A 22498-nucleotide genomic window follows, 5' to 3' on the forward strand; every position below is an offset into this window, starting at 1 on the left:
AAAATATACAAAAAATAAACAAAAATACAAATAAGAAAAAAGGTTTTTTATATAAAATAGTATAGAAAGAATTTATAAAGGAGGGAAAAACGTGAAAAAGAAAAAACTGGCAAAGCAAGCGGCAGCGGCAGCCCTGTCCGTTGCTGTGGCAGCGTCCCTGATGCCGTTCGATATGTTAAAGACACAGGCCAGGGAAGAAAAATCTCAAGAGCATGCCCTGGAGATTTGGTTCGATGAGCCGACAAGTGAAGGAACACTTACGCCGGGCATGGCAGGAGCTTTTGGAACAACGGAAGAAGACAATATCTGGCAGCAGCTCACACTTCCGATCGGAAACGGTTCCATCGGCGCCAACATTTACGGGGATGTGCAGGAGGAGCGTCTGACATTCAATGAAAAGACATTGTGGAATGGAGGACCATCCACATCAAGACCGGACTACAATGGCGGAAACATTGCGACCTCAAACGGTGAGGCTATGTCGGATATTTTTAAGCAGATCCAGCAGTGTTACCGGGAAGGAAAGGATGATGAGGCAGCGAATCTTGCAAACAGGCTTGTAGGCTCAAGCGATGGATATGGAGCTTATCAGTCCTGGGGAGACATTTATCTGGACTTTGGATTCCAAGATGGGGATTACACATCCTATGAACGTGCGCTTGATCTGAAAAATGCGGTCAGCACCGTGGATTTTGAAAAGGATGGGACAGAATATCACAGAGAATATTTTGTCAGCTATCCGGATCAAGTAATGGCAATGAAACTGACTGCAAAAGGCGATGACAAGATGAACGTGAATATCAGCTTTCCTGTGGACAATGCAGAAGGTGTGACAGACCGGAATCTTGGAAAAGATGCAGAAGTTCTGGTAACAGACAATCAGCTGACTGTTTCCGGACAGATGCAGGATAATCAGATGTTGTTCAATGGACAGCTCGTGGTTGCGGACGCAAAAGGCGGTACTGTAGAGCCGGGCGCGGACAAGGAATCTTTGGATGTCAAAGGTGCAGAGGAGATTGTCATCTATGTGGCGGCAGACACGAACTATGATGATGTATATCCTGACTATCGCACAGAGGATACAGAGGAAACTTTGGATGCAAGAGTAAAGAGCTTTGTAGACAATGCAGTGGAAAAAGGATATGACAGTGTAAAAGAATCCCACGAGGCAGACTACAAAGAAATTTTTGACCGTGTGTCTTTGGACTTAGGGCAGGGGACAAGTGTCCCGGAACAGCCGACGGATGAACTTTTGAGTGATTATAAGACTGACGCGGCCAAAGCGGAAGATGCACGATCATTGGAAACATTACTGTTCCAGTATGGTCGTTATCTGACGATCGCATCCTCCAGAGACGGCGACCTTCCGAGTAACCTGCAGGGAATCTGGCAGAACCGTGTAGGAGATGCCAACCGTGTACCTTGGGGATCTGACTATCATATGAATGTCAATCTTCAGATGAACTACTGGCCTACATATTCCACAAATATGCTTGAATGTGCAACTCCGCTCATTGATTATATCAATGCACTCAGAGAGCCAGGAGAAGTCACAGCACAGACGTATTTTGGTGTGGAAGAAGGACAAGGTTTCACCGCCCACACACAGAACACGCCGTTTGGATGGACATGCCCTGGATGGAGTTTCAGCTGGGGATGGTCACCGGCAGCGCTGCCGTGGATTTTACAGAATTGTTATGAATATTATGAGTACAGTGGTGACGAAGAGTATTTAAGAGAGAACATTTACCCGCTTTTGAAAGAGAGTGCACTTTTGTATGACAACATTCTCATGGAAAAGGATGGACGTCTTGTATCCGCACCAGCATACTCACCGGAACATGGCCCGATCACAGCAGGAAATACATACGAACAATCCCTGATCTGGCAGCTCTATGAGGACACCATTCATGCAGCGGAAGTGCTTGGCGTGGATGCGGACAAAGTGGCAGAGTGGAAAGAGACACAAAGCAAATTAAAACCAATTGAGATCGGTGACAGCGGACAGATCAAAGAATGGTACACAGAGACAACGCTTGGCAGCATTGGAGAGAGAGGACACCGTCATATGTCCCATCTTCTCGGACTGTTCCCGGGAGATCTGATCAGTGTGGACAATGCCGAGTATATGGACGCAGCAATCGTATCTTTGAAAGACAGAGGATATGAATCCACAGGATGGGGAATCGGTCAGAGGATCAACGCCTGGGCAAGAACAGGTCTTGGCGATGATGCTTACAGGTGTATCCAATCTTTGTTTAAAAACGGTATTTATCCAAACCTTTGGGACGGACATGCACCGTACCAGATTGACGGAAACTTTGGTTATACATCCGGCGTGGCAGAAATGCTGATGCAGAGCAACATGGGATACATCAATATTCTGCCATCTCTTCCACAGGAGTGGTCAGATGGACATGTGTCCGGACTGGTGGCAAGAGGAAACTTTGAAGTAGACATTGACTGGGAAAATATGACACCGTATCAGGTGGAGATCACATCCAGAAACGGTGGAGAGGCAGTCGTACAGGCAGATGGACTTTCTCTTGCAACTGTGACGGACGAGGACGGAAACCCGGTATCCTATCAGGCAGTGAGCGAAGATCGGATTTCCTTTGACACAGAAAAAGGAAAGACATACCGCATCACAAACATTCCAGGAGGAGAAACTACACTGGAAGCAGTGGAGAATGTAAAAGCAGCCAGAACCAGCGCAGATGAAGTGGAAGTAAGCTGGGATGCCCTGGACGATGCAGATGTATCCTATACAGTATACCGCCAGATAGATGATGGTGATGTACAGGTGATTGCAAAGGATATAAAGGATGCATCCTTCACAGACAAAGCTGCTGAGGAAGTACTTGGAACATTGAAATATCAGGTGCAGGCAGTAAAGACAACAGAAGAAGATGTGATGTCAGGAGAGATCTCCGCACAAGTGCTTGTGCGCGAAGTGATCCACCAGAACGGACTGATTGATGACAGAAACAGTGCGATCGCTTATGAAGGCGGATTTGGCCAGTACGGAGAGAGTGGACTTCACGATGGGACAAGTACATTTATCGAACAGCCAGCAGGCGGAGAAACGATTGCAATGACATTTGAAGGAACAGGCATCGACGTTTATGCAACAGCAGGTCCTGACCGTGGAATGATGGATGTCTATATTGACGGAGAAAAGCATGGTATTGCGGACAGCTATCGTTCTTCAAAACAGAATTTCTCCAAGATTTATGAGGTGAGCGGACTTACACAAGGCATTCACACCATTGTCCTGGAACTTACAAACACAAAGAACGATCAATCTTCCAAGACAAAGATCGAGTTCGATGCATTTGACGTGGAAAATGAAAATGCGGTTGTAAACAAAGTGACCGTATCCGGCAAAGGCGGTGTGACAACACTGGCAGTGCCGAACAGCACCTGGCAGATGACTGCGGATGTGGACACGAAAAATGCAAACAAAGATGTGACATGGAGCGTTGACAATGACGAACTGGCAACCATTGATGAGAACGGACTTCTTAATATCAAAGATAAGCCAGGTGTTGTCACAGTAAGCGCAGTATCTGCGCTGGACGAAGAAGTAAAAGGCTCTGTGGAAATGGTGATTGATATTCCAACAGATGATGTGGTCCTGGATAGCGGCACGATCACAGAATGCAATATTCCAGGCAGCCAGAATAATGGAGGAGGAACCCTCAACACGGACAACATGACATGGAACGGCAGTGGATGGAGCACCTGGGGAGGAGAAACCGGACATCTGAGAGATGATAAAGTGGACGGCACTCACGAAGGCGATTCCATGACCTTTACTTTCACAGGAGTGAAACTGGAAATCTACGGTGCCATGAACAGTACGTTCTCCAAATTCGGAGTATCCATTGACGGACAGGAGTACGAAGATGTGGATGTATCCACAAAACAGGATGAGAAGAACACATTGCTTGTATCCTATGATGGACTTACAAATGACGAACACACTGTGACGATCACAGTGAAGAGTCTTAACGGAAAGACAAAGGTTGCTCTGGATTACTTTAAAGTATACAAACCACTTCAAAGCGGAGCAGATGTGACAACAATTGTGGAAGATTCTGTGAACGGACAGAAGAATCCGGAAATTGAATACACAGGTTCCTGGTCACCTTGGAGCGGCGGAGAAAACCACCACGGCGGATATAAGACAGAGTCCAGCACAGCCGGAGACAGCGTGACATATCGTTTCTATGGAACAGCAATTGATGTGTACGCACCGACCAATCCTTCCACAAGCGGTGTATTTGTGACACTGGACGGAGAGGAAAAAGAACCGGTACTCACATACAGTACAGAGGAAGAGAAAGAATACCAGAAACACATTGTGACATACGATGGACTGGATGCTGATAAAGAGCATGTGCTCACACTTACAGTGGCTGCACCAGGAGAGATTGAAGGAAGCGCATCTGCTACAAGAGCAAACTTTGGACTGGACTATTTTGTAGTGCACAGTGCCGGAGAGGTTGTATTCTCCGGAATCGACAAGCAAACTCTTCAGAGTGCGATCGCAGAGAATCTGGACAAATATCCGGAACAATATGAAGAAGCAGGATATGGAGTGTTCGAGGACGCCATGATAGCAGCTGTGGATGTCATGAACAATGCAGCCGTTCTGCAGGAAGATGCAGATAAAGCAGCAGAAGAGTTAAGAGAAACAGCAGACATGCTTGTAGCGGTGGAAACACCAAAACCGGATGTAAGTGAGATGGGATTGTATGTATCCGGTCTTGAGAGCAAGACACTGGTTCTTATCTGGAATGCAGTGGACGATGCAGTATCCTACGAAATCCTTCAGGGAGACGAAGTGATCGGAACAACAGATGACACTAATTTCCGTGTATCTGAACTGGATCCGGATACAGAATATCAGTTCACTGTCAATGCAGTGAACCGCGCAGGCGAGAAAGCAGGAGAGTCTGTTGTGGCTCACACTGAAACATCAGCGGAAGAGTCCACACCAGAGCAGGTCAAAGATCTTGCCTTTGATAAAGAGAGCAAAACAGTGACATGGAGTGCATCTTCAACAGAAGGTATTGTTTCCTACACTGTATGGGTCAATGCAAAGAAAGCAGCACAGATTCCGGCAGATCACACGCTTGCCTATACAATGACAGATTTGATTGATAACGCAGTCTACACGGTTTCCGTGGCAGCTGTGGATCAGGATGGAAATGCATCCATTCCGCTTAGCATTACATTCCGCTATAAGGATGAGACAAAACCAGCAGAGGAAATTTCCACAGCAGTTTTGGAATATGCGATCCAGCTTGCAAAAGAGGCGGATACAGAAGGCGTCATGACAGAAGTGCTTGAAAAATTTGACGCAGCATTAAAACATGCAGAGGACATTTTAGGTAAAGTGCAGGCAGGAGATCCGTCCGTAACACAGGAGATGGTGGATGAGAGCTGGCAGAACCTCATCAAGATCATGCAGTACTTCTCATTTAAAGAGGCGGACAAAACAGATCTTGAAAAAGTCATTGCAGCTGCAGAGAGTCTGGATCTTACCAAATATCTGGAGGAAGGACAGAAAGAATTCCTCGCATCATTGGAAACTGCAAAAGAAGTGTACGATGATGCAGGTGCAACCCAGGAAGAAGTAACCGCAGCATGGAAAGAACTTCTCCTTGCAATGTCAAACTTAAGACTGAAACCAGACAAGAGTGCTCTGAAGGCTTTGATCCATCAGGCAGAAGGACTGAACCTGGAAGAATGCGAAAAAGCAGATATTCAGATGTTTGAAGCAGCACTTGCAAAAGCACAGAGTGTATATGAAAACGAGGCGGCAACACAAGAAGAAGTGACAAAAGCCGAGGATGAGCTGACTTTGGCGATCGGGAAAGTTCTGGCATCCGCAGCAGGAGCTGAGGACAAGAAGGACCAAGAAACAAATGCCGGAAGCAATACTTTGGCAGGTCAAGAGAAATCCGGCGCTGACACAAATAATGTGAAAGCTGCAAACCATGCGGACAATAGTGCAGCAAAACGCAGTGTCAAGACAGGAGATGCAGCCAATATAATTGGGCTGGCAGCTCTGGCATCCGCATCCGCTGCAGTCGCAGCATTTGCGCGGAGAAAACGTGTGGAAAAATAAAAAATTGTTTATATAGGGAATAAGGGAATCAGAGTAATATAAAAATGCCCCTTTCCGGAAAGTCATTGGGCTAACCGGGGAGGGGCGTTCTTTTTAAGATGCTATGTAACACTCATTTGCTTTCCTTGTCTTACAGACAGTGCCTATTTTTTGCTCCGTAGCTGCGAGCATTCTGGGATCGCACAATCTGGAGTGTGACGGACAGACGTTGATACAGCGCATACATGAGATACAGCGCGAACCATCCGTTTCTTTTGGGTGCGAGAATGAGATGGCTCCTGTCGGACATGCCTTTGCACACACCCCGCATTCTGAGCAGGAAGAGGATGCCACCGGCGTCAAAGGAAGGGTATGGACATCCTTGTAAGGATCGTTTCCAGGGACAGTTACAGAAGAAGGAGCCTTGGTTCTGTTTAAATAATCCAAGATTCTTGCGGCATATCCGGCAAGCTCTTCTTTGTCTTTTGTATCCGGCCGTCCGGCTCCAAATTTTCTTATAATAGAGTGTTCCGTGGAGGCAGCGATCGCTGCGACACATACAAAACCAACAGTTTCCAGCGTATTCTTCAACTCTAAAAGCGTATCCTCATAAGCTCTGTTCCCAAAAGCGGCGACAATAACAGCCGGCGTCTCGTTTCCTTTCATTTTGGAAAGAGCCTGGAGGGCAGGCCCGGGAACACGTCCGCCAAAGGAAGGAACGGAGACAATACAAAGTGTCCCTTTATCAAAACAATAAGCGCTGTAATCTTTTCCCAAAATGGAGAGGTCAATACAGTCGCAGGCAAATGGAAACTGAGATGCCAGACAATCAGCAGTCTCTTTTGTTTTTCCTGTTGGACTAAAATATATATTTTTTATGGAAGTGATCGTCATACAAAAGTCTCCTTTCAGAATGTACGGTAACGGTTTAAGCAGGCAAAGATTTCCTGTCTTCTGGGCATGGCAAGTCCACAAAATGCGTACCGGCCGCAAAGAAATTTCAGGCCCTCTTCTCTAATTTTCTTTTCTATCATATCTACAGTGTGTACAACATCCGCACCGGTTTTTTGATTCTCCAAAAGATATTTCAGGATATGTCCAAGAGCAGCGCTCTGCTCGGAATCTGTCAGCTGTTCCACATAGCGCAGCTCCACTGTGTTTTTATCGATGGAAAATCCATCCCGTCCATGTAGTTTTAATTTCAGAAAATCTTTTTGGCGGGATGTCTTTCCAAATACGGAGCGTTTTTGGTCTGGAAAATGGTATCCCGGAGCATGAACAGATGGAGCAGGGTATTGTTTGCAGAGCTCTTTTACGTGTTCTGTGATGTCTAAAGGATAGTAGTTGTCCATCTGGATAATGGTATCGGCAATGTGGAAATAAGCTCCTGAACTGCCGGCCACAAGCACAGTGGAAATACCATTTTCTTTGTATAAATCCATAGCACGCTCTATAAATGGCGTGATAGGTTCTTTGTCCCTTTTGATGACCTGCTGCATGAATTCATCACGAACCATAAAGTTGGTGGCAGAAGTATCCTCGTCGATCAGAAAGAGTCGGCTGTCCGCCTCCATACCCTCCACCACATTGGCTGCCTGGGAAGTACTTCCGCTGGCATTTTCTGTGGAAAACCGATAGGTATCCTTTTTGTTTGGAAGATCATTGATAAAAAGGGAGATGTCTACATTTTTAATGCATCTTCCGTCTTCTGCCCGAAGTTTCATAGCGCTGTCGTCTGTAATGACATATTCACGTCCATCCCCGGCGATGTGATTGTAAACACCAAGCTCCAGTGCGTTCAAAAGAGTGGATTTTCCGTGGTAGCCGCCTCCAGCGATCAAAGTGATCCCATTTCGGATTCCGAGTCCTTTTAAGATTCCGCGGTGAGGAAGAGGAATGGAAACCTCAAGGGAAGACGGGGATTGGAAACGAACAGCCTCCTTTAGAGGACGGTCGGAGATGCCGCTTTGCCTTGGAAGAACGGAACCATTTCCCACAAAAGCGCACAGTCCGTGTTCTTTCAAATATTCACGGATGCAAAGCTGATCGTCACAGAGGAACACCTGCTCCTCCAAAGCTTTTTGATCCAGGTTGCGGTAAAAGACTTGTTTTACGCATTTTGGTAAAAACTGAAACAGCATCTTCTCAAGTTCCAGAGCATTGATGGTGCGGCCGTTTGCCGGAAATCCTGCCTCAAAGCGAAGAAAAATTCCCTCATGTGCCACTTCGCAGGCAGTGCGGGAGAGCATTTCCTGTCCTGGTCTGCTGGTAGAAAAAACACCGCTTTTTCCACTGCCCTTTGCCTTGAAAGAATACTGGCCAAGCTGGGAAGAAAATGCCCGCAAAATGAAATCCTCAAGCGCGATCCTGCGGTGTTCTCCTGAGTAGTATTCCTCAGGGAATCCCGCCGTTTTATGTGGGATCAGTACGCTAAGTCTGGACGGTGATGCAAAAGGGTCGCCCTGCACATGGTCAATGGAAAGTTTATACCCAGGGAAATCATAGGTTCCCTGGAGTGATTTATATGCCGGATAGCTCTTCCGGTGAATCGCATTTAAAGCTTTTTGCAGCTCGTTTGCTGATTTCATATAATGCCTCCTTATACGTCAAAAATTTTACTTTATTTAGTATAGACAAATTTTGGTGAACACACAATGAAAAATTACCAGAAATCTACAATTTGCAAGGGAATACCACTTGACGAACAAAGCCAAAACCTTTACAATTATTAAAGCAGAAAATCTGCTCAGACAGGTGATAATGCAAAGCAGAGGGGAGCGGCTTTTAAGGAATGAGGAGAAAGTCGTTTTTTCGTGTTTTGTATTAACAAAAAATACAAATAGGAGGACATATTAACATGGCTAAATGGGTTTATATGTTTACAGAAGGCAATGCTACCATGAGAAATCTGCTTGGTGGTAAAGGCGCTAACCTTGCTGAGATGACAGGTCTTGGACTTCCGGTACCACAGGGATTCACTGTTACAACAGAGGCTTGTACTCAGTACTATGAAGATGGCAGACAGATCAATGATGAGATCATGGGACAGATCATGGAAGCTATCACAAAATTGGAAGAGATCACAGGAAAGAAATTCGGGGATAAGGAAAATCCATTACTTGTTTCCGTTCGTTCCGGTGCAAGAGCTTCCATGCCAGGTATGATGGACACGATCCTGAACCTTGGTCTGAACGAAGAAGTTGTTGAGACTCTGGCAAAGAACTCCGGCAATGCTCGCTGGGCTTGGGACTGCTACAGAAGATTCATCCAGATGTATTCTGACGTAGTTATGGAAGTAGGTAAGAAATACTTCGAAGAGCTCATCGACAAGATGAAAGAAGAAAAAGGCGTAACACAGGACGTAGAGCTTACAGCAGAAGACCTGAAAACTTTGGCAGGTCAGTTCAAAGCTGAATATAAAGAAAAAATCGGTTCAGACTTCCCGTCTGATGCAAAAGAACAGTTGATGGGCGCTGTAAAAGCCGTATTCCGTTCATGGGACAACCCACGTGCAAACGTATACCGTCGTGACAACGATATCCCATATTCCTGGGGAACAGCTGTCAACGTACAGATGATGGCATTCGGTAACATGGGAGATGACTGTGGAACAGGTGTTGCATTCACACGTGACCCGGCTACAGGTGAGAACGGACTGTTCGGAGAATTCCTCACAAATGCACAGGGCGAGGACGTTGTTGCAGGTGTTCGTACCCCAATGCACATCTCCGAGATGGAACAGAAATTCCCAGAAGCATTTGCACAGTTCAAAGATGTGTGCAAAACTTTGGAAACACACTATAGAGACATGCAGGACATGGAGTTCACTGTAGAGCACGGTAAACTGTTCATGCTGCAGACACGTAATGGTAAGAGAACAGCACAGGCTGCTCTGAAGATTGCTTGTGACCTTGTAGACGAGGGAATGAGAACAGAAGAAGAAGCTGTTGCTATGATCGACCCACGTAACCTTGACACACTGCTTCACCCACAGTTTGACGCAGCTGCACTGAAAGCAGCTACACCGATGGCAAAAGCACTTGGCGCATCACCAGGAGCTGCTTGCGGTAAGATCGTCTTCACAGCAGATGACGCTGTGGCTTGGGCTGCAAGAGGAGAAAAAGTTGTTCTTGTACGTCTTGAGACATCACCGGAAGATATCACAGGTATGAAATCTGCTCAGGGTATCCTGACAGTTCGCGGTGGTATGACATCTCACGCTGCCGTTGTTGCACGTGGTATGGGAACATGCTGTGTATCCGGATGCGGTGACATCGTAATGGACGAAGCAAACAAGAAATTTACATTGGCTGGAAAAGAATTCCATGAAGGAGATGCAATCTCTCTTGACGGTTCTACAGGTAATATCTACGACGGAATCATCCCTACAGTAGATGCTCAGATTGCCGGAGAATTCGGAAGAATCATGGCTTGGGCTGACAAATACAGAACAATGAAAGTTCGTACAAACGCAGATACACCTGCAGATGCTAAAAAAGCACGCGAACTTGGAGCAGAAGGTATCGGACTTTGCCGTACAGAGCATATGTTCTTCGAAGGCAACAGAATCGATGCATTCCGTGAAATGATCTGTGCTGAGACAGTAGAAGAAAGAGAAGCTGCTCTTGAGAAGATCCTTCCGGAACAGCAGGGAGACTTCGAAAAACTTTACGAAGCATTGGAAGGTAACCCAGTTACTATCCGTTTCCTTGACCCACCGCTTCATGAGTTCGTTCCAACAGAAGAGGAAGATATCAAGAAACTTGCTGATGCTCAGGGTAAATCCGTAGAGCAGATCAAAGCGATCATTGATTCTCTTCATGAGTTCAACCCAATGATGGGACATCGTGGATGCCGTCTTGCAGTTACTTATCCGGAAATCGCTAAAATGCAGACAAAAGCTGTTATCCGTGCAGCTATCAATGTGAAAAAAGCTCATCCGGACTGGAATGTAAAACCGGAAATCATGATTCCATTGGTTGGAGACGTAAAAGAGCTCAAATACGTTAAGAATTTTGTAGTTGAGACAGCAGACGCTGAGATCGCAGCTGCAGGAAGCGACCTTGAGTACGAAGTTGGTACAATGATCGAGATTCCAAGAGCTGCTCTTACAGCAGATGATATTGCAAAAGAAGCTGACTTCTTCTGCTTTGGTACAAACGACTTAACACAGATGACATACGGATTCTCCCGTGATGACGCTGGTAAATTCTTAGATGCATACTATGATGCAAAGATCTTTGAAAACGATCCATTTGCAAAACTTGACCAGACAGGCGTTGGCAAGTTGATGAAGATGGCAATCGAATTAGGAAAACCAGTGAACGGAAAACTTCACGTAGGTATCTGTGGAGAGCACGGTGGAGACCCAAGCTCTGTAGAATTCTGCAACAGCATTGGTCTTGACTATGTATCTTGCTCACCATTCCGTGTACCGATCGCAAGACTGGCTGCTGCTCAGGCTGCAATCGCACAGAAAAATGCATAAGAAAAGCCAGAGGCTTTAGAATATAATAGGAGTGCCGTTTTGGCACTCCTATTTGGCTTTTTAGTTTCCGAGATTCCGACAGCAGAAATTTTGATAGTTTTTTTAGAAGAGATTTTTCGGATATCTTTCCAATACTAAACCGTATGCATACATTTACAGCTTTAAAAATTTAAACGTTTGCCATCAGGAACATTCCGCGAGTATGTCATCATGGCTATTACGTTATATATGGTTACTTTTGCGAATATTTCCTGGAATATAAGGTTTTGTTTTTTGCTATGCATACTTGCAAGACCTAAGATATATTTTTATTCTTTGAAAGCTGTTTCTATCGACCAGTGTAACTTGTATAATTCTTTAACAATTTCGGGTGGAAACTCATTTCTTGGAACATTTGTTAAAATGGTTTCTGATAATGTATCAGATATTTTTACGCGTATGATTCTTATTTTCAGACCATACATTTTATCTTCCCGGGACGGATGTAATCAAAAGTTGTATGGGCTGTATCCATCTATATCTTTCAGTTTCTTTTTTATTTTCTGGTTTCATGCGGTACATCCTTAAAATATATATTTAAGGGGGTTCGCCACTTGTTTTAGCAATTTGTCAAGCATTTTTTGATTTTTATATGTTTATGCGAAAAAAAGAAAAAGAAATTTCTGCGCTATAGGGAAGTTCTCTTTCTTAATAAAGTTAATTTAATGACATTGACTTGACAAGGGACAGATTAAAGTTTTGCTGCAGAGTGTTTTCAAAGTTTTATTGTTTCAATAACTACGTCCACCAAGTCTATAGAAGTGTGTGCAATAGGTGGGATGATAGTGGGAAAGAAATCCTATTAAGTGAATGTTTCCTTACATTTTTAACATCACATTCAAAACGTTTATAAGAAAAAGGTTTTATAACATATTCAAACGAATGAAAAGAAAACGCCTTTGGCATAAATTCCTTACTGGAGGTAAGAAAAATTAAAATACATTTGCCGTCTACTTTTCGGACTTTAGCCGCAGTTTCAAGACCATTAAGTCCGTTCATATAAATGTCCATAAATACAATGGAATAGCGCTCTGTTTGGAAAGACTCCAGAAATGAGACTCCGTCGGAGAAAGAGGAAAGGGTAAAGAGTAAGCTGAAAGCAAAGCTTTGATTGAAATTGGAGACACATATCCTGGATGTTTTCCAAACAAAACTGCTCGTCATTTACGATTGCTATGTTCATTTTATGGCCTCTCTACATAAATATAGTTATTATAACACATGGAATTTTTGTTTTCTATCAAATAGGACTATAATCATTGCCAGAATGATGACCTTCTGCCAAAGGGCCTGTAAATAATTTGGCATGAAATATAATGGAAAAATTATTATCGAGGAGGTAGATTCATGAAAATGGGAAAAGTAAAAAAGTGGGTTGCATACATTGAGCTTATTTGTATGATAATCTGTCTTATTGCGGTAAATATGCAAACAGTTACAGCAAAAGAGCAGAAAACCTACTTGGCAGTAGGGGACAGTATTTCCACAGGATATGGGCTGGAAAATAAAGAGGAGTCTTTTGTATCTGGTTTAGCGTCGATCATTGGATATTGTCTGGATGATCAAGCCCAGGATGGAGAGACATCAAACTCTTTGCTTACAAAGATAACATCTGGAAGTCTGGATGAATCCATAGAGAATGCGGATATTGTGACAGTCACCGTGGGCGGTAATGATATGATGAATGCAGTATATGAATATCTTTTGAAGGCATACAACAAGGCAAATCCAGAGTCACCGACAACAGTGGAAATGATGAGACAACGCCTCATGGCAGGAGAGGTACAGACTGTGCTTTTTGCAGCACAGAACATTTCCGGATTTCCGACGTCAAAAGAGGCGCTTCGAGCAGCGGCATCTTTTAGCAGAAGTTTTGCACAAGTGATTCAAAAAATCAGAGAGAAAAACGGAAATGTTGGAATCTGTGTGGCCACACAGTACCATCCATACCAGTGGCTTGCAACAGGAAACAGTCTGATCGACAGTGAGATCACACCCATCATAGCAGCGGTTGATGCAGGAGTGGGAATACTGAATCAGATCATCAGAAACGGAGAGGGGTATGAGGTTGCAGATGTATATACAGTATTTAAAAACTCAGAAAATGTGCTGACCAATGCATACTTGCAGTATGAATCTCCATTTTCCTTTAGCGGAAATCTTGATTTCCATCCAAATAAAGAAGGGCATAGTGTGATTGCAGCTACATTTTTGTCAATAATGAAAAACAATTTTCAAAAACAGACAGTAGGAAAGCGTGATCAGGTAAAATCTGAAAGTCCGAAAACCGGAGACAATGGCAGTATGGCAAAAGCTGTGGTGTGTATGGCAGCCATTGCAGCCGTTTGTGTGACAAAGAAAAAGCTTAAATAAGTACAAAGAATATCACTAAAGTCTGAATTAAAATTATAAAAAATATCTATAATTTAGGTTTTCAACTTTAACTTCTTGGTGATTGCGCACAACTTTTCTTGACATTTTAAAGTTAAATAGTATAATTAGATTAAAATAAAAGAAACTGTTTCTTGGAAACATGGACAGCGTTGGGAAAAGACGATGCCCGCAGTATATTTGTCGGTGAAACTATCAAAGTGATAGAAAAACAGACAAAGAAGGTGGAGGCTGTATAGGGATAGAGTGTTTGAAAAGAATCAGCAGTCTCTGGTAGGCTGTTGGTTCTTTCTTTTTTACTAGGAAAATATCATAAAAAATTTTAGCGGAAGGAGGTTAAACGGGCTATGGGGAAAAAGAGATGGTGTTATCTGCTTTTGTGGATTTGTTTGATCGGTGTCCTGCTGGCTGCGGGCATACTGGTCGGCGCTCAGGGAGGAAGTGAGGAGACGATACAGGAGGCCATGCGGGATGCAGTTTTGCATGAATCCAATCAAGTCAGTCTGTTCGGCGTCCGTCTGGTGAACCCGGGGCTGATCTCAGCGTTCATCGTGACGGGTGTATTGCTCATCGCAGCGGCGTGTATACGGATTTTTGTGATTCCGCGTTTTGCCTATGTGCCCGGGAAGTTTCAGCTTGTCCTGGAGACAGTTGTTTCATTGTTCGACGGGCTGGCAAAGTCGAACAGCCCGTGGCGTAACAACTTTTTGGGGGCATATATCTTTGGTGCCGGAGCCTATATTTTCTGTGGCACACTGTTTGAATTGTTTGGTTTTCAGATTATTTCAGACAAAGGAAATTCTGTAGCTCTTCCAGCGCCGCTTTCGGATATCAATGCAGCGATCATGCTGGGAGTGTTGTCCTATTTTGTCATTGTGTCCGGTGCGATCGCAGGAAACGGCCTTAGGGGTATCGGCAAAGCGTTGAAGGAAATATCATTGCTCATATCCATGAGTTTTCGTATGTTTGGAGCGTTGCTGAGCGGCCTTTTGGTGACGGAACTGGTTTACTATTATGTGGCTCTAAGTTTTGTGCTCCCGGTACTCGTAGCTGTGTTGTTTACATTGCTGCATGCAGTGATACAGACTTATGTGCTTACAATGTTGACAGCATTATTTTATGGCGAGATGTCAGAGCCTTCACATAAAAAGAAAAAGTAACACTTATTTTAGGAAAGGGTGGATAAAAATATGAAAAGTTTAAAAAAATCTACAGTTGCTCTGTTAGCGATTTTACTTATGACGGTATTTTTTGCAATTCCGGTGTGCGCGACATCAGGCAAGGCCGCCGGTGATACTTCTTCAAAGACGGAGAATGTAAGTGTGGAAACACAGGAAAAAGATGACACTGATGCAACGGGATCGAAAGCCATGGCAGTTGGTCTGGCCATAGGACTGGCAGCTGCAGGAGGCGCCATCGGTATGGGGATCGTTGGAGGAAAGACCGCGGATGGAATTTCCAGACAGCCGGATATGGAGAGCAAGATCCGTACAACCTTAATGCTGTCACTTGTATTTATTGAAACGGCGATCATTTACGCGTTGCTTGTTGTAATTCTTGTCATTTTTGTTTTGTAAAGGTGGGGATTGATATGAATATTCCATTAAATATCGATTGGCAGCAGATCCTATTGCATCTTTTTAATTTCGCGATCCTGGCAGGCGGGCTGTATATTCTGCTTTATCGTCCGGTAAAGAATTTTATGAAAAAAAGGGAAGACTATTACAACGATATGATGCAGGAGGCAGAAAACGCAAAGGAGGAAGCCGGAAGGCTGAAGGAAGAATACCAGGAAAAACTTACGCAGATGGATGTGGAATTTGAAAAGAAGAGGACAGAGGCCCAAAAGGATCTGGACAGGATGCGCCAGGAGCAGCTGGAGGAGATCAAAAAAGAGGCGGAGGAATTGATGGAAAAAGCAAAAGCTGCCTCGGAGCAGGAACACAAAAAGATGCTTTCAAAGGCATCTAAAGAACTTACCGAGATGGTAGTCTCCGCTGCTGAAAAAATCACATTAAAATCTCAGGGCGACCCATATGAACAGTTCCTGGATATTGCAGAAAGGGAGAGATTGGATGGAAAAGAGAAATGAAAATACAGCAGTCATCCGAAGTAAGGAGGCCCCGGGAGTAGAAAACAAAAAGAGACTTTTGGAGTTTTTAAATAAGACCTATGAAAAAGAATTCACTCTTGAGTGGAAAGAGGACCATGGTCTGCAAGATGGGTTTATCCTTCAGGTTGGAACGGACATTTATGACTGGAGCATTGAGGGAAGAATGCGGCAGTTTAAAGAACGTCTGGAACAGCTAAATCCGGGAAACGGCGGAATCATCCCTCTTATCCGGGAAACCGTGCAAAACTGGATGCCAAAGGCCAGGCCTGAAGAGTTTGGCCAGGTCATTGCCGTGGGAGATGAGATCGCCACAGTTTCCGGACTTGAGAATGCGGCGTATGGAGAGATCCTTTTATTTTCATCAGGGATCAAAGGAATGGCCCAGGAGCTTAGTCGAGATGAGATTGGATGTATTTTATTTGGGGACGATGAAGAGATCATTGAAGGAAGCATTGTTCGCAGAACAGGGAAAATGGCAGGAATCCCCGTAGGGGAGGATTTCCTTGGCCGTGTGGTCAATGCCCTTGGTGAATCGATTGACGGAAAAGGAGACATACAGGCAAAGGAGTATCGGCCGATTGAAAGACCGGCTCCGGACATCATTGACCGTGATCCGGTGGATACACCTCTGGAGACAGGGATTCTTTCCATTGATGCGATGTTTCCGATCGGAAGAGGGCAAAGGGAGCTTATCATTGGCGACAGACAGACAGGAAAAACAGCGATTGCGCTGGATACCATTCTGAATCAAAAGGGAAAAGATGTGATATGCATCTATGTGGCCATTGGACAGAAAGCCAGTTCTGTGGCATCGCTGGTAGAGACATTGGAGAGGTTCGGAGCATTGGAATATTCCATCGTCGTCAGTGCTACGGCAAGTGACACGGCTACTTTGCAGTATATTGCCCCATATGCCGGGTGTGCGATGGGGGAATACTTTATGAATCAAGGCAAAGATGTGCTGATCGTGTACGACGATCTGTCCAAACATGCAATCGCCTACCGGGCTTTGAGTCTTTTGCTGGAGCGCTCACCGGGGCGTGAGGCATATCCTGGAGATGTCTTTTATCTGCATTCAAGGCTGTTAGAGCGTTCTGCTCATCTTTCAAGAGAAAAAGGAGGGGGCAGCATGACTGCACTTCCGATTGTAGAAACGCAGAATGGGGATGTGTCCGCATATATCCCGACCAATATCATCTCCATCACGGACGGGCAGATTTTTCTGGAGAGTGAATTGTTTTTTGCAGGCCAGCGGCCAGCGGTCAACGTAGGGCTTTCTGTCTCACGTGTAGGCGGTGATGCGCAGACAAAGGCTATGAAAAAGGCAGCGGGAGCGATCCGCCTTGATCTGGCTCAGTACCGCGAAATGGAGATCTTCACACAGTTTTCCAGTGATCTTGACGATATCACAAGGCAGCAGCTTGCCTATGGGCAGGGACTGATGAGGCTTTTGAGGCAACCGCAGTACCATCCTTTAAAACAGTATGAGCAGGTGATTTTGCTTGTCGTTGCTCTCAACCATGTCATGCAGGATGTCCCTATTAGAAAAATCGATCAATTTCGAAAAGATCTGCTTTCTTATATGAGAAGCCGTATGAGCGAACTTTGTAAAAGGATCAAAGAGACAGGGGAACTGACCGAGGAGGATAGGAAAGCCATCATAGAAAGCGCACAGGCGTTTGTAAAAGTATCCGGTTTTGGCGCCCTGGGAAAGGATAACGGGTAAAGATTATGTCTGGTACAGCTGAAATCAAAGGGCGGATCGGAAGTGTGGAGGAGACGAGAAAAATTACAAATGCCATGTATCTGATCGCGTCGACAAAACTACAGAGAGCTAAGAATGATCTGGAAAAGACAAGGCCCTATTTTGACGCGCTTCGAAATGAGATAAAGAGGATCTTTCGTACAGTCAATGATGTTGACAGCCCATACTTTTATCCTCCATACAGGGAGCCGAAGATAGAGGGGACCTACGGTTGTCTGGTCATCACTGCGGATAAAGGACTTGCAGGGGCGTACAACCAGAATGTGATCAAAGAGACAGAGAATCTTTTAAAAGAACATGAAGATACACAGCTGTTCGTAGTGGGAGAATATGGGCGCCATTTTTTTACAAAGCATCACGTTCCAATTGAACATACGTTTTTGTACACTGCCCAGAACCCGACCATGGACCGGGCAAGGGAGATCAGCTCACTTTTGCTGGAAAAATACGACAAGGGTGACCTGAGAAAAATTTATATCATCTATACAGACATGGAGGACAGTATGACGATGGTGGCGAAACGCACCAGACTTTTGCCGTTCCACAGAGCTCATTTTTCTACTCCGGTGAATGAAAAGGTAGTTTCCACACCGTTTGAATTTCTTCCTTCTGTGACGGATGTATTGAACAGCGTGATTCCAAGCTATCTGTCCGGGTTTATCTACAGTACGCTGATCGACAGTTTTTGCAGTGAGCAAAATGCAAGGATGACGGCAATGAACGCGGCAAATCAGAATGCAGAGGAACTGCTTTCCACGCTTGCGGTTCAATACAACCAGATACGGCAGTCTGAGATCACACAGGAGATCACGGAAGTGACTGCGGGCGCAAAGGCCCAGAAACGCAAACGGAAACGCAAGCAGCAGAAGAAACAAAGAAAGGAAGTGTGAATGCGATGAAAACGGGAAGAATTGTACAGATATCTGGGCCGGTCATTGATGTGGAATTTCCCTTTGATACGCTCCCAAAGATTCGTGAGGCACTGTATATAAATGCCCCGGAGGGCAAACGGATGATGGAAGTGGCGCAGCATACAGAGGACAATACTGTGCGCTGTATCATGCTGGCTGCAAGCGAAGGGATTTCAAGAGGAATGCCGGTCTATGCGCCTGGCCAGACGCTCACGGTTCCTGTGGGGGAACATACTTTGGGCCGCATGTTCAATGTCCTTGGTAAACCAATCGATGGAAAGGGACCTTTGGAGGGAGAACAGGAAGTGCACAGTATTTACCGGAAACCTCCGGAGTTTGAGGAGCAAAGAACGGTCGGTGAAGTGCTGGAGACAGGGATCAAGGTGATCGATCTTTTGGAACCTTATCCAAAGGGAGGAAAGATAGGACTGTTTGGGGGAGCCGGCGTGGGAAAGACCGTACTGATCCAGGAGCTGATCCATAATGTTGCCATGGAGCACAATGGATATTCTGTATTTACCGGAGTCGGAGAGCGCAGCAGAGAGGGAAATGATTTGTGGAAAGAAATGCAGGGCAGCGGTGTTGCAGATAAGACTGCTCTTGTCTTTGGACAGATGAATGAATCCCCGGGCGTGCGTATGAGGGTTGCTCTGGCAGGTCTTACTATGGCGGAATATTTCCGCGATGAAAAGCACAAAGATGTACTTTTGTTTATTGACAATATTTTCCGTTTTGTGCAGGCAGGCAGCGAGGTTTCCACGCTCCTTGGACGTATGCCGTCCGCTGTTGGATACCAGCCTACGCTGGCAAATGAGATGGGGCAGTTGCAGGAGAGGATCACATCTACACGGCAGGGGTCGGTCACATCCGTGCAGGCAGTGTATGTTCCTGCCGATGACCTGACAGACCCGGCAACCGCAACCACGTTTACCCATCTGGATGCGACCACTGTTTTGAGCAGAAAGATCGCAGAACAGGGAATTTACCCTGCAGTGGATCCTCTGCAGTCCAGTTCCCGAATTCTGGATCCGGAAAAAGTCGGGGAAGAGCACTATGAAGTTGCAAGGAGAGTGCAGGAAGTTCTGGAGAAATACAGTGAGCTCCAGGACATCATTGCCATTCTTGGGATGGATGAACTAAGTGACGAGGATCGGCTGACAGTGCTGAGGGCCAGAAAGATTCAGCGTTTCTTTGCACAGCCTATGCATGTGGCGGAGAAATTTACCAATATAAAGGGAATTTATGTTCCTTTAAAAGATACTATCCGCAGCTTTAAGGCAATCGTGGATGGGGAGGCGGACGATTATCCGGAGATGGCATTTTTTAATGTGGGAACCATTGAAGATGTAAAGAAGAAGGCAAGAGACATGGGGGTGACAGGGTAGATGAGTGAGTCATTCAATGTGCATATTCTGGCTGCCAACCATCCTTTTTACGAAGGGGAATGCCAATCCCTGATACTGCCTACATTAAACGGCATGTACGGAGTGCGGGCACATCATCGCAATATGATAACAGCCATTGTTCCCGGCGAGCTGCAGTATCAGCTTCCTGGAGAAGAAAAGCAGGTGGCATCCGTTTCCGCAGGACTTGCTAAAATTGAAAACGGAGAGGTGCTGGTACTGGTGGATTCTGCAGAACGGCCGGAGGAGATTGATGTAAACAGGGCGAAAAGGCAGGCAGACGAGGCAAAAGAAGCGATTTTGCAAAAGAAAAGTATCCAGGAGTACCGGATAGCACAGGCATCTCTTGCCCGTGCGCTCAGCCGCCTGCGGGTGAAGAATAGGATTATCAAATAACTGCAGGGTTCGCATTGATAAAACAGTGAAAATTTGAAAACATTAGATTGTCACGTAACAATACTAGTATTAAAGGGAGATATAGAACTGTATAGGCGCTAGGAAGGGGGCGTTGCTCCATAGATGAGTAATTCATCTATGGAGCAACGCTCCTTTTTCGTGCCAAAAAACAGAAAACGGACCCCGAAGAGTCCGTAATCCGTGGTATAATTAATTATGCTCAATAATTCAAAATACCATAAAAATTATACCGAATTCGGCGAACCTTATTAACTGGTTTTGCCATTAAATTTGGAGGGTTTGGTTCCTGATGATGATTCTGTCCGTCTGCTGATCCACGAATTGGGGGAATTAGATTACAGCTTGCTGTATCAGGCTTACTCTGCCAAAGGCAGAAATCCGGCAGTGGACCCAAAGACCATGTTCGAGATCCTGACCTATGCATATTCCCAGAACATTTATTCATCCAGAAAGATTGAAACGGTATGTAAACGAGATATCAACTTTATGTAGCTGCTTGCCGGACAAAAAGCACCGGATCACAGCACCATTGCACGTTTCCGTACCGGATTTCTGGTAGATGCCTGCGAGGATCTTTTTTATCAGATGGTAAAGCGGCTGGAAAAAGCCGGCGAATTGTCAAAGGAAACTGTTTTTATTGAAGGGACCAAACCGGAAGCATGCGCGAACAAATATACTTTTGTCTGGAAAAAATCTGTAGGGAAACGGAAAAGCCAGAATCAGAAATATCTGGAACTGTTTCAACGTTTTCTGGAACGCCAGACTATCTACAACTGGCATACGGCCAGTTTCCAGGGTCCGAACAATTATTGTAAGACAGATCCGGACGCTACATTTATGCATATGAAGGATGACCATATGCGAAAGGCCCAGTTGAAACCAGGTTATAATGTACAGATTGCAGTAGACAGCGAATATATCGTAGCGGCGGAGATTTTTCAGGACCGGAATGATATATGGACACTGGTTCCGTTTTTAAAAGAAATGGAGAAAAAGCTGGAGTTCCGGTATCCCAGTATCACTGCGGATTCCGGATATGAAAGTGAAGAAGGATATACCTATTTACGAGAGCAGAAACAAAAGCCCTATATCAAACCCCAGACCTATGAGAGATGGAAAAAACGGAGTTTTAAAAAAGATATCAGTAAACGGGAAAACATGGGATATGATGAGGCAACAGATATCTATCTATACCTGTCATGCAGGAAAGAAACTGCATCCTCTTTTCATAAAGAAACAGAAAAGCCAAAGCGGATATGAATCGGAAGTCACCGTCTATGAATGTGAAGACTGCACCGGCTGTCCATATAAAGAAAAATGTACAAAAGCAAAGGAAAACAAACGGCTGTATATTTCTAAGAGCTTTTTGGAAAAGCGTCAGGAATCCTATGAAAATATCCTGAGCGGAAAAGGAATCCAATACAGAATGAACCGCTCAATCCAGGTAAAGGAGCATTTGGAGTTCTGAAAAACGACTATGAATTCCAAAGATTTCTGTTTCGCGGGAAAACAAAAGTAAAACTGGAGATTCTTTTGCTCAGCATGGGGTATAATCTGAATAAACTACATGCGAAAATACAAAATGACCGAACGGAAAGTCATCTGTTTCAGATAAAAGAATCAGCTTAACGAAGCCCATAAGGAGGTTCTTTATTAAAGTACGCCAAAAATCAGGAGAATATCCACAAGCGAAAGGATACTCTCCTGATTTTTCTATAAACAGAGCGAAGGTGCCGCTCAATCATGAACCGCTCCCCGTCAAGTAGACAGTGAAAAAAATATAAGTTTTTCTGCCAGTAGGCTTTACCTGCTGGCAGTTTTTATGCTACATGTAAATAGCCTTTCATGCTTTT

At 44.8% G+C, this 22498-nt stretch carries 14 protein-coding genes and 1 pseudogene; 11 read left to right on the forward strand and 4 right to left on the reverse strand.

Annotation, left to right across the window (positions count from 1 at the left end; genetic code table 11):
* Nucleotides 1–91 precede the first annotated feature (91 nt).
* Nucleotides 92–6139 carry a glycosyl hydrolase family 95 catalytic domain-containing protein gene (locus tag B5F18_RS10520; RefSeq protein WP_087157620.1) on the forward strand — a complete coding sequence of 2016 codons (6048 nt, stop codon included), beginning with the start codon at nt 92–94 and terminating at the stop codon, nt 6137–6139.
* Between the two features lie 93 nt (nt 6140–6232).
* Here B5F18_RS10520 and B5F18_RS10525 read toward each other — a convergent pair whose 3' ends face one another.
* Together B5F18_RS10525 and B5F18_RS10530 are read right to left on the reverse strand one after the other, a co-directional pair.
* A complete protein-coding gene (locus tag B5F18_RS10525; RefSeq protein WP_087157621.1) occupies nt 6233–7012 on the reverse strand; it encodes a 4Fe-4S binding protein in 780 nt (259 codons plus the stop codon).
* 14 nt (nt 7013–7026) lie between these two features.
* On the reverse strand, nt 7027–8706 hold the full coding sequence (locus B5F18_RS10530) for an ABC-ATPase domain-containing protein (RefSeq protein WP_087157622.1): 1680 nt from the start codon (nt 8704–8706) through the stop codon (nt 7027–7029).
* A 269-nt stretch (nt 8707–8975) separates the two neighbouring features.
* Between B5F18_RS10530 and ppdK the strand changes: the two genes are divergently transcribed.
* On the forward strand, nt 8976–11606 hold the full coding sequence (gene ppdK / locus B5F18_RS10535; protein ID WP_087157623.1) for a pyruvate, phosphate dikinase: 2631 nt from the start codon (nt 8976–8978) through the stop codon (nt 11604–11606).
* Nucleotides 11607–11914: 308 nt separating this feature from the next.
* Here ppdK and B5F18_RS13075 read toward each other — a convergent pair whose 3' ends face one another.
* The gene (locus B5F18_RS13075; RefSeq protein WP_143468409.1) at nt 11915–12070 is read right to left on the reverse strand and encodes a transposase; all 156 of its coding nucleotides are present in this window, start codon (nt 12068–12070) and stop codon (nt 11915–11917) included.
* A gap of 328 nt (nt 12071–12398) precedes the next feature.
* Nucleotides 12399–12809 carry a LytR/AlgR family response regulator transcription factor gene (locus B5F18_RS13080; RefSeq protein ID WP_087157624.1) on the reverse strand — a complete coding sequence of 137 codons (411 nt, stop codon included), beginning with the start codon at nt 12807–12809 and terminating at the stop codon, nt 12399–12401.
* A 183-nt stretch (nt 12810–12992) separates the two neighbouring features.
* On the opposite strand from B5F18_RS13080, the gene B5F18_RS10545 reads away from it, so the two are divergent.
* The 9 genes and pseudogenes from B5F18_RS10545 to B5F18_RS12435 all read left to right on the forward strand — a co-directional run bounded on the left by B5F18_RS10545 (nt 12993) and on the right by B5F18_RS12435 (nt 22274).
* A complete protein-coding gene (locus B5F18_RS10545) occupies nt 12993–14018 on the forward strand; it encodes an SGNH/GDSL hydrolase family protein (RefSeq protein WP_087157625.1) in 1026 nt (341 codons plus the stop codon).
* A 365-nt stretch (nt 14019–14383) separates the two neighbouring features.
* Complete coding sequence (locus B5F18_RS10550) at nt 14384–15196, forward strand: F0F1 ATP synthase subunit A (RefSeq protein ID WP_087157626.1); 813 nt, start codon at nt 14384–14386, stop codon at nt 15194–15196.
* 30 nt (nt 15197–15226) lie between these two features.
* Nucleotides 15227–15613 carry an ATP synthase F0 subunit C gene (atpE, locus tag B5F18_RS10555; protein WP_087157627.1) on the forward strand — a complete coding sequence of 129 codons (387 nt, stop codon included), beginning with the start codon at nt 15227–15229 and terminating at the stop codon, nt 15611–15613.
* A gap of 14 nt (nt 15614–15627) precedes the next feature.
* Nucleotides 15628–16128, forward strand: coding sequence for an ATP synthase F0 subunit B (locus tag B5F18_RS10560; protein WP_087157628.1), 501 nt, complete (start codon nt 15628–15630; stop codon nt 16126–16128).
* Nucleotides 16112–17875 carry a F0F1 ATP synthase subunit alpha gene (gene atpA, locus B5F18_RS10565; RefSeq protein WP_204217109.1) on the forward strand — a complete coding sequence of 588 codons (1764 nt, stop codon included), beginning with the start codon at nt 16112–16114 and terminating at the stop codon, nt 17873–17875. The genes B5F18_RS10560 and atpA overlap by 17 nt, the downstream gene beginning before the upstream one ends.
* A 5-nt stretch (nt 17876–17880) precedes the next feature.
* On the forward strand, nt 17881–18804 hold the full coding sequence (gene atpG / locus B5F18_RS10570; protein WP_087157630.1) for an ATP synthase F1 subunit gamma: 924 nt from the start codon (nt 17881–17883) through the stop codon (nt 18802–18804).
* 5 nt (nt 18805–18809) lie between these two features.
* On the forward strand, nt 18810–20210 hold the full coding sequence (gene atpD, locus B5F18_RS10575) for a F0F1 ATP synthase subunit beta (protein ID WP_087157631.1): 1401 nt from the start codon (nt 18810–18812) through the stop codon (nt 20208–20210).
* A complete protein-coding gene (atpC, locus tag B5F18_RS10580; protein ID WP_087157632.1) occupies nt 20211–20624 on the forward strand; it encodes an ATP synthase F1 subunit epsilon in 414 nt (137 codons plus the stop codon).
* Between the two features lie 273 nt (nt 20625–20897).
* Nucleotides 20898–22274 (forward strand): annotated as a pseudogene (locus B5F18_RS12435) (transposase).
* Nucleotides 22275–22498 lie beyond the last annotated feature (224 nt).

Source organism: Lachnoclostridium sp. An181 (genome assembly GCF_002160325.1).
Taxonomy (GTDB): Bacteria; Bacillota; Clostridia; order Lachnospirales; family Lachnospiraceae; genus An181.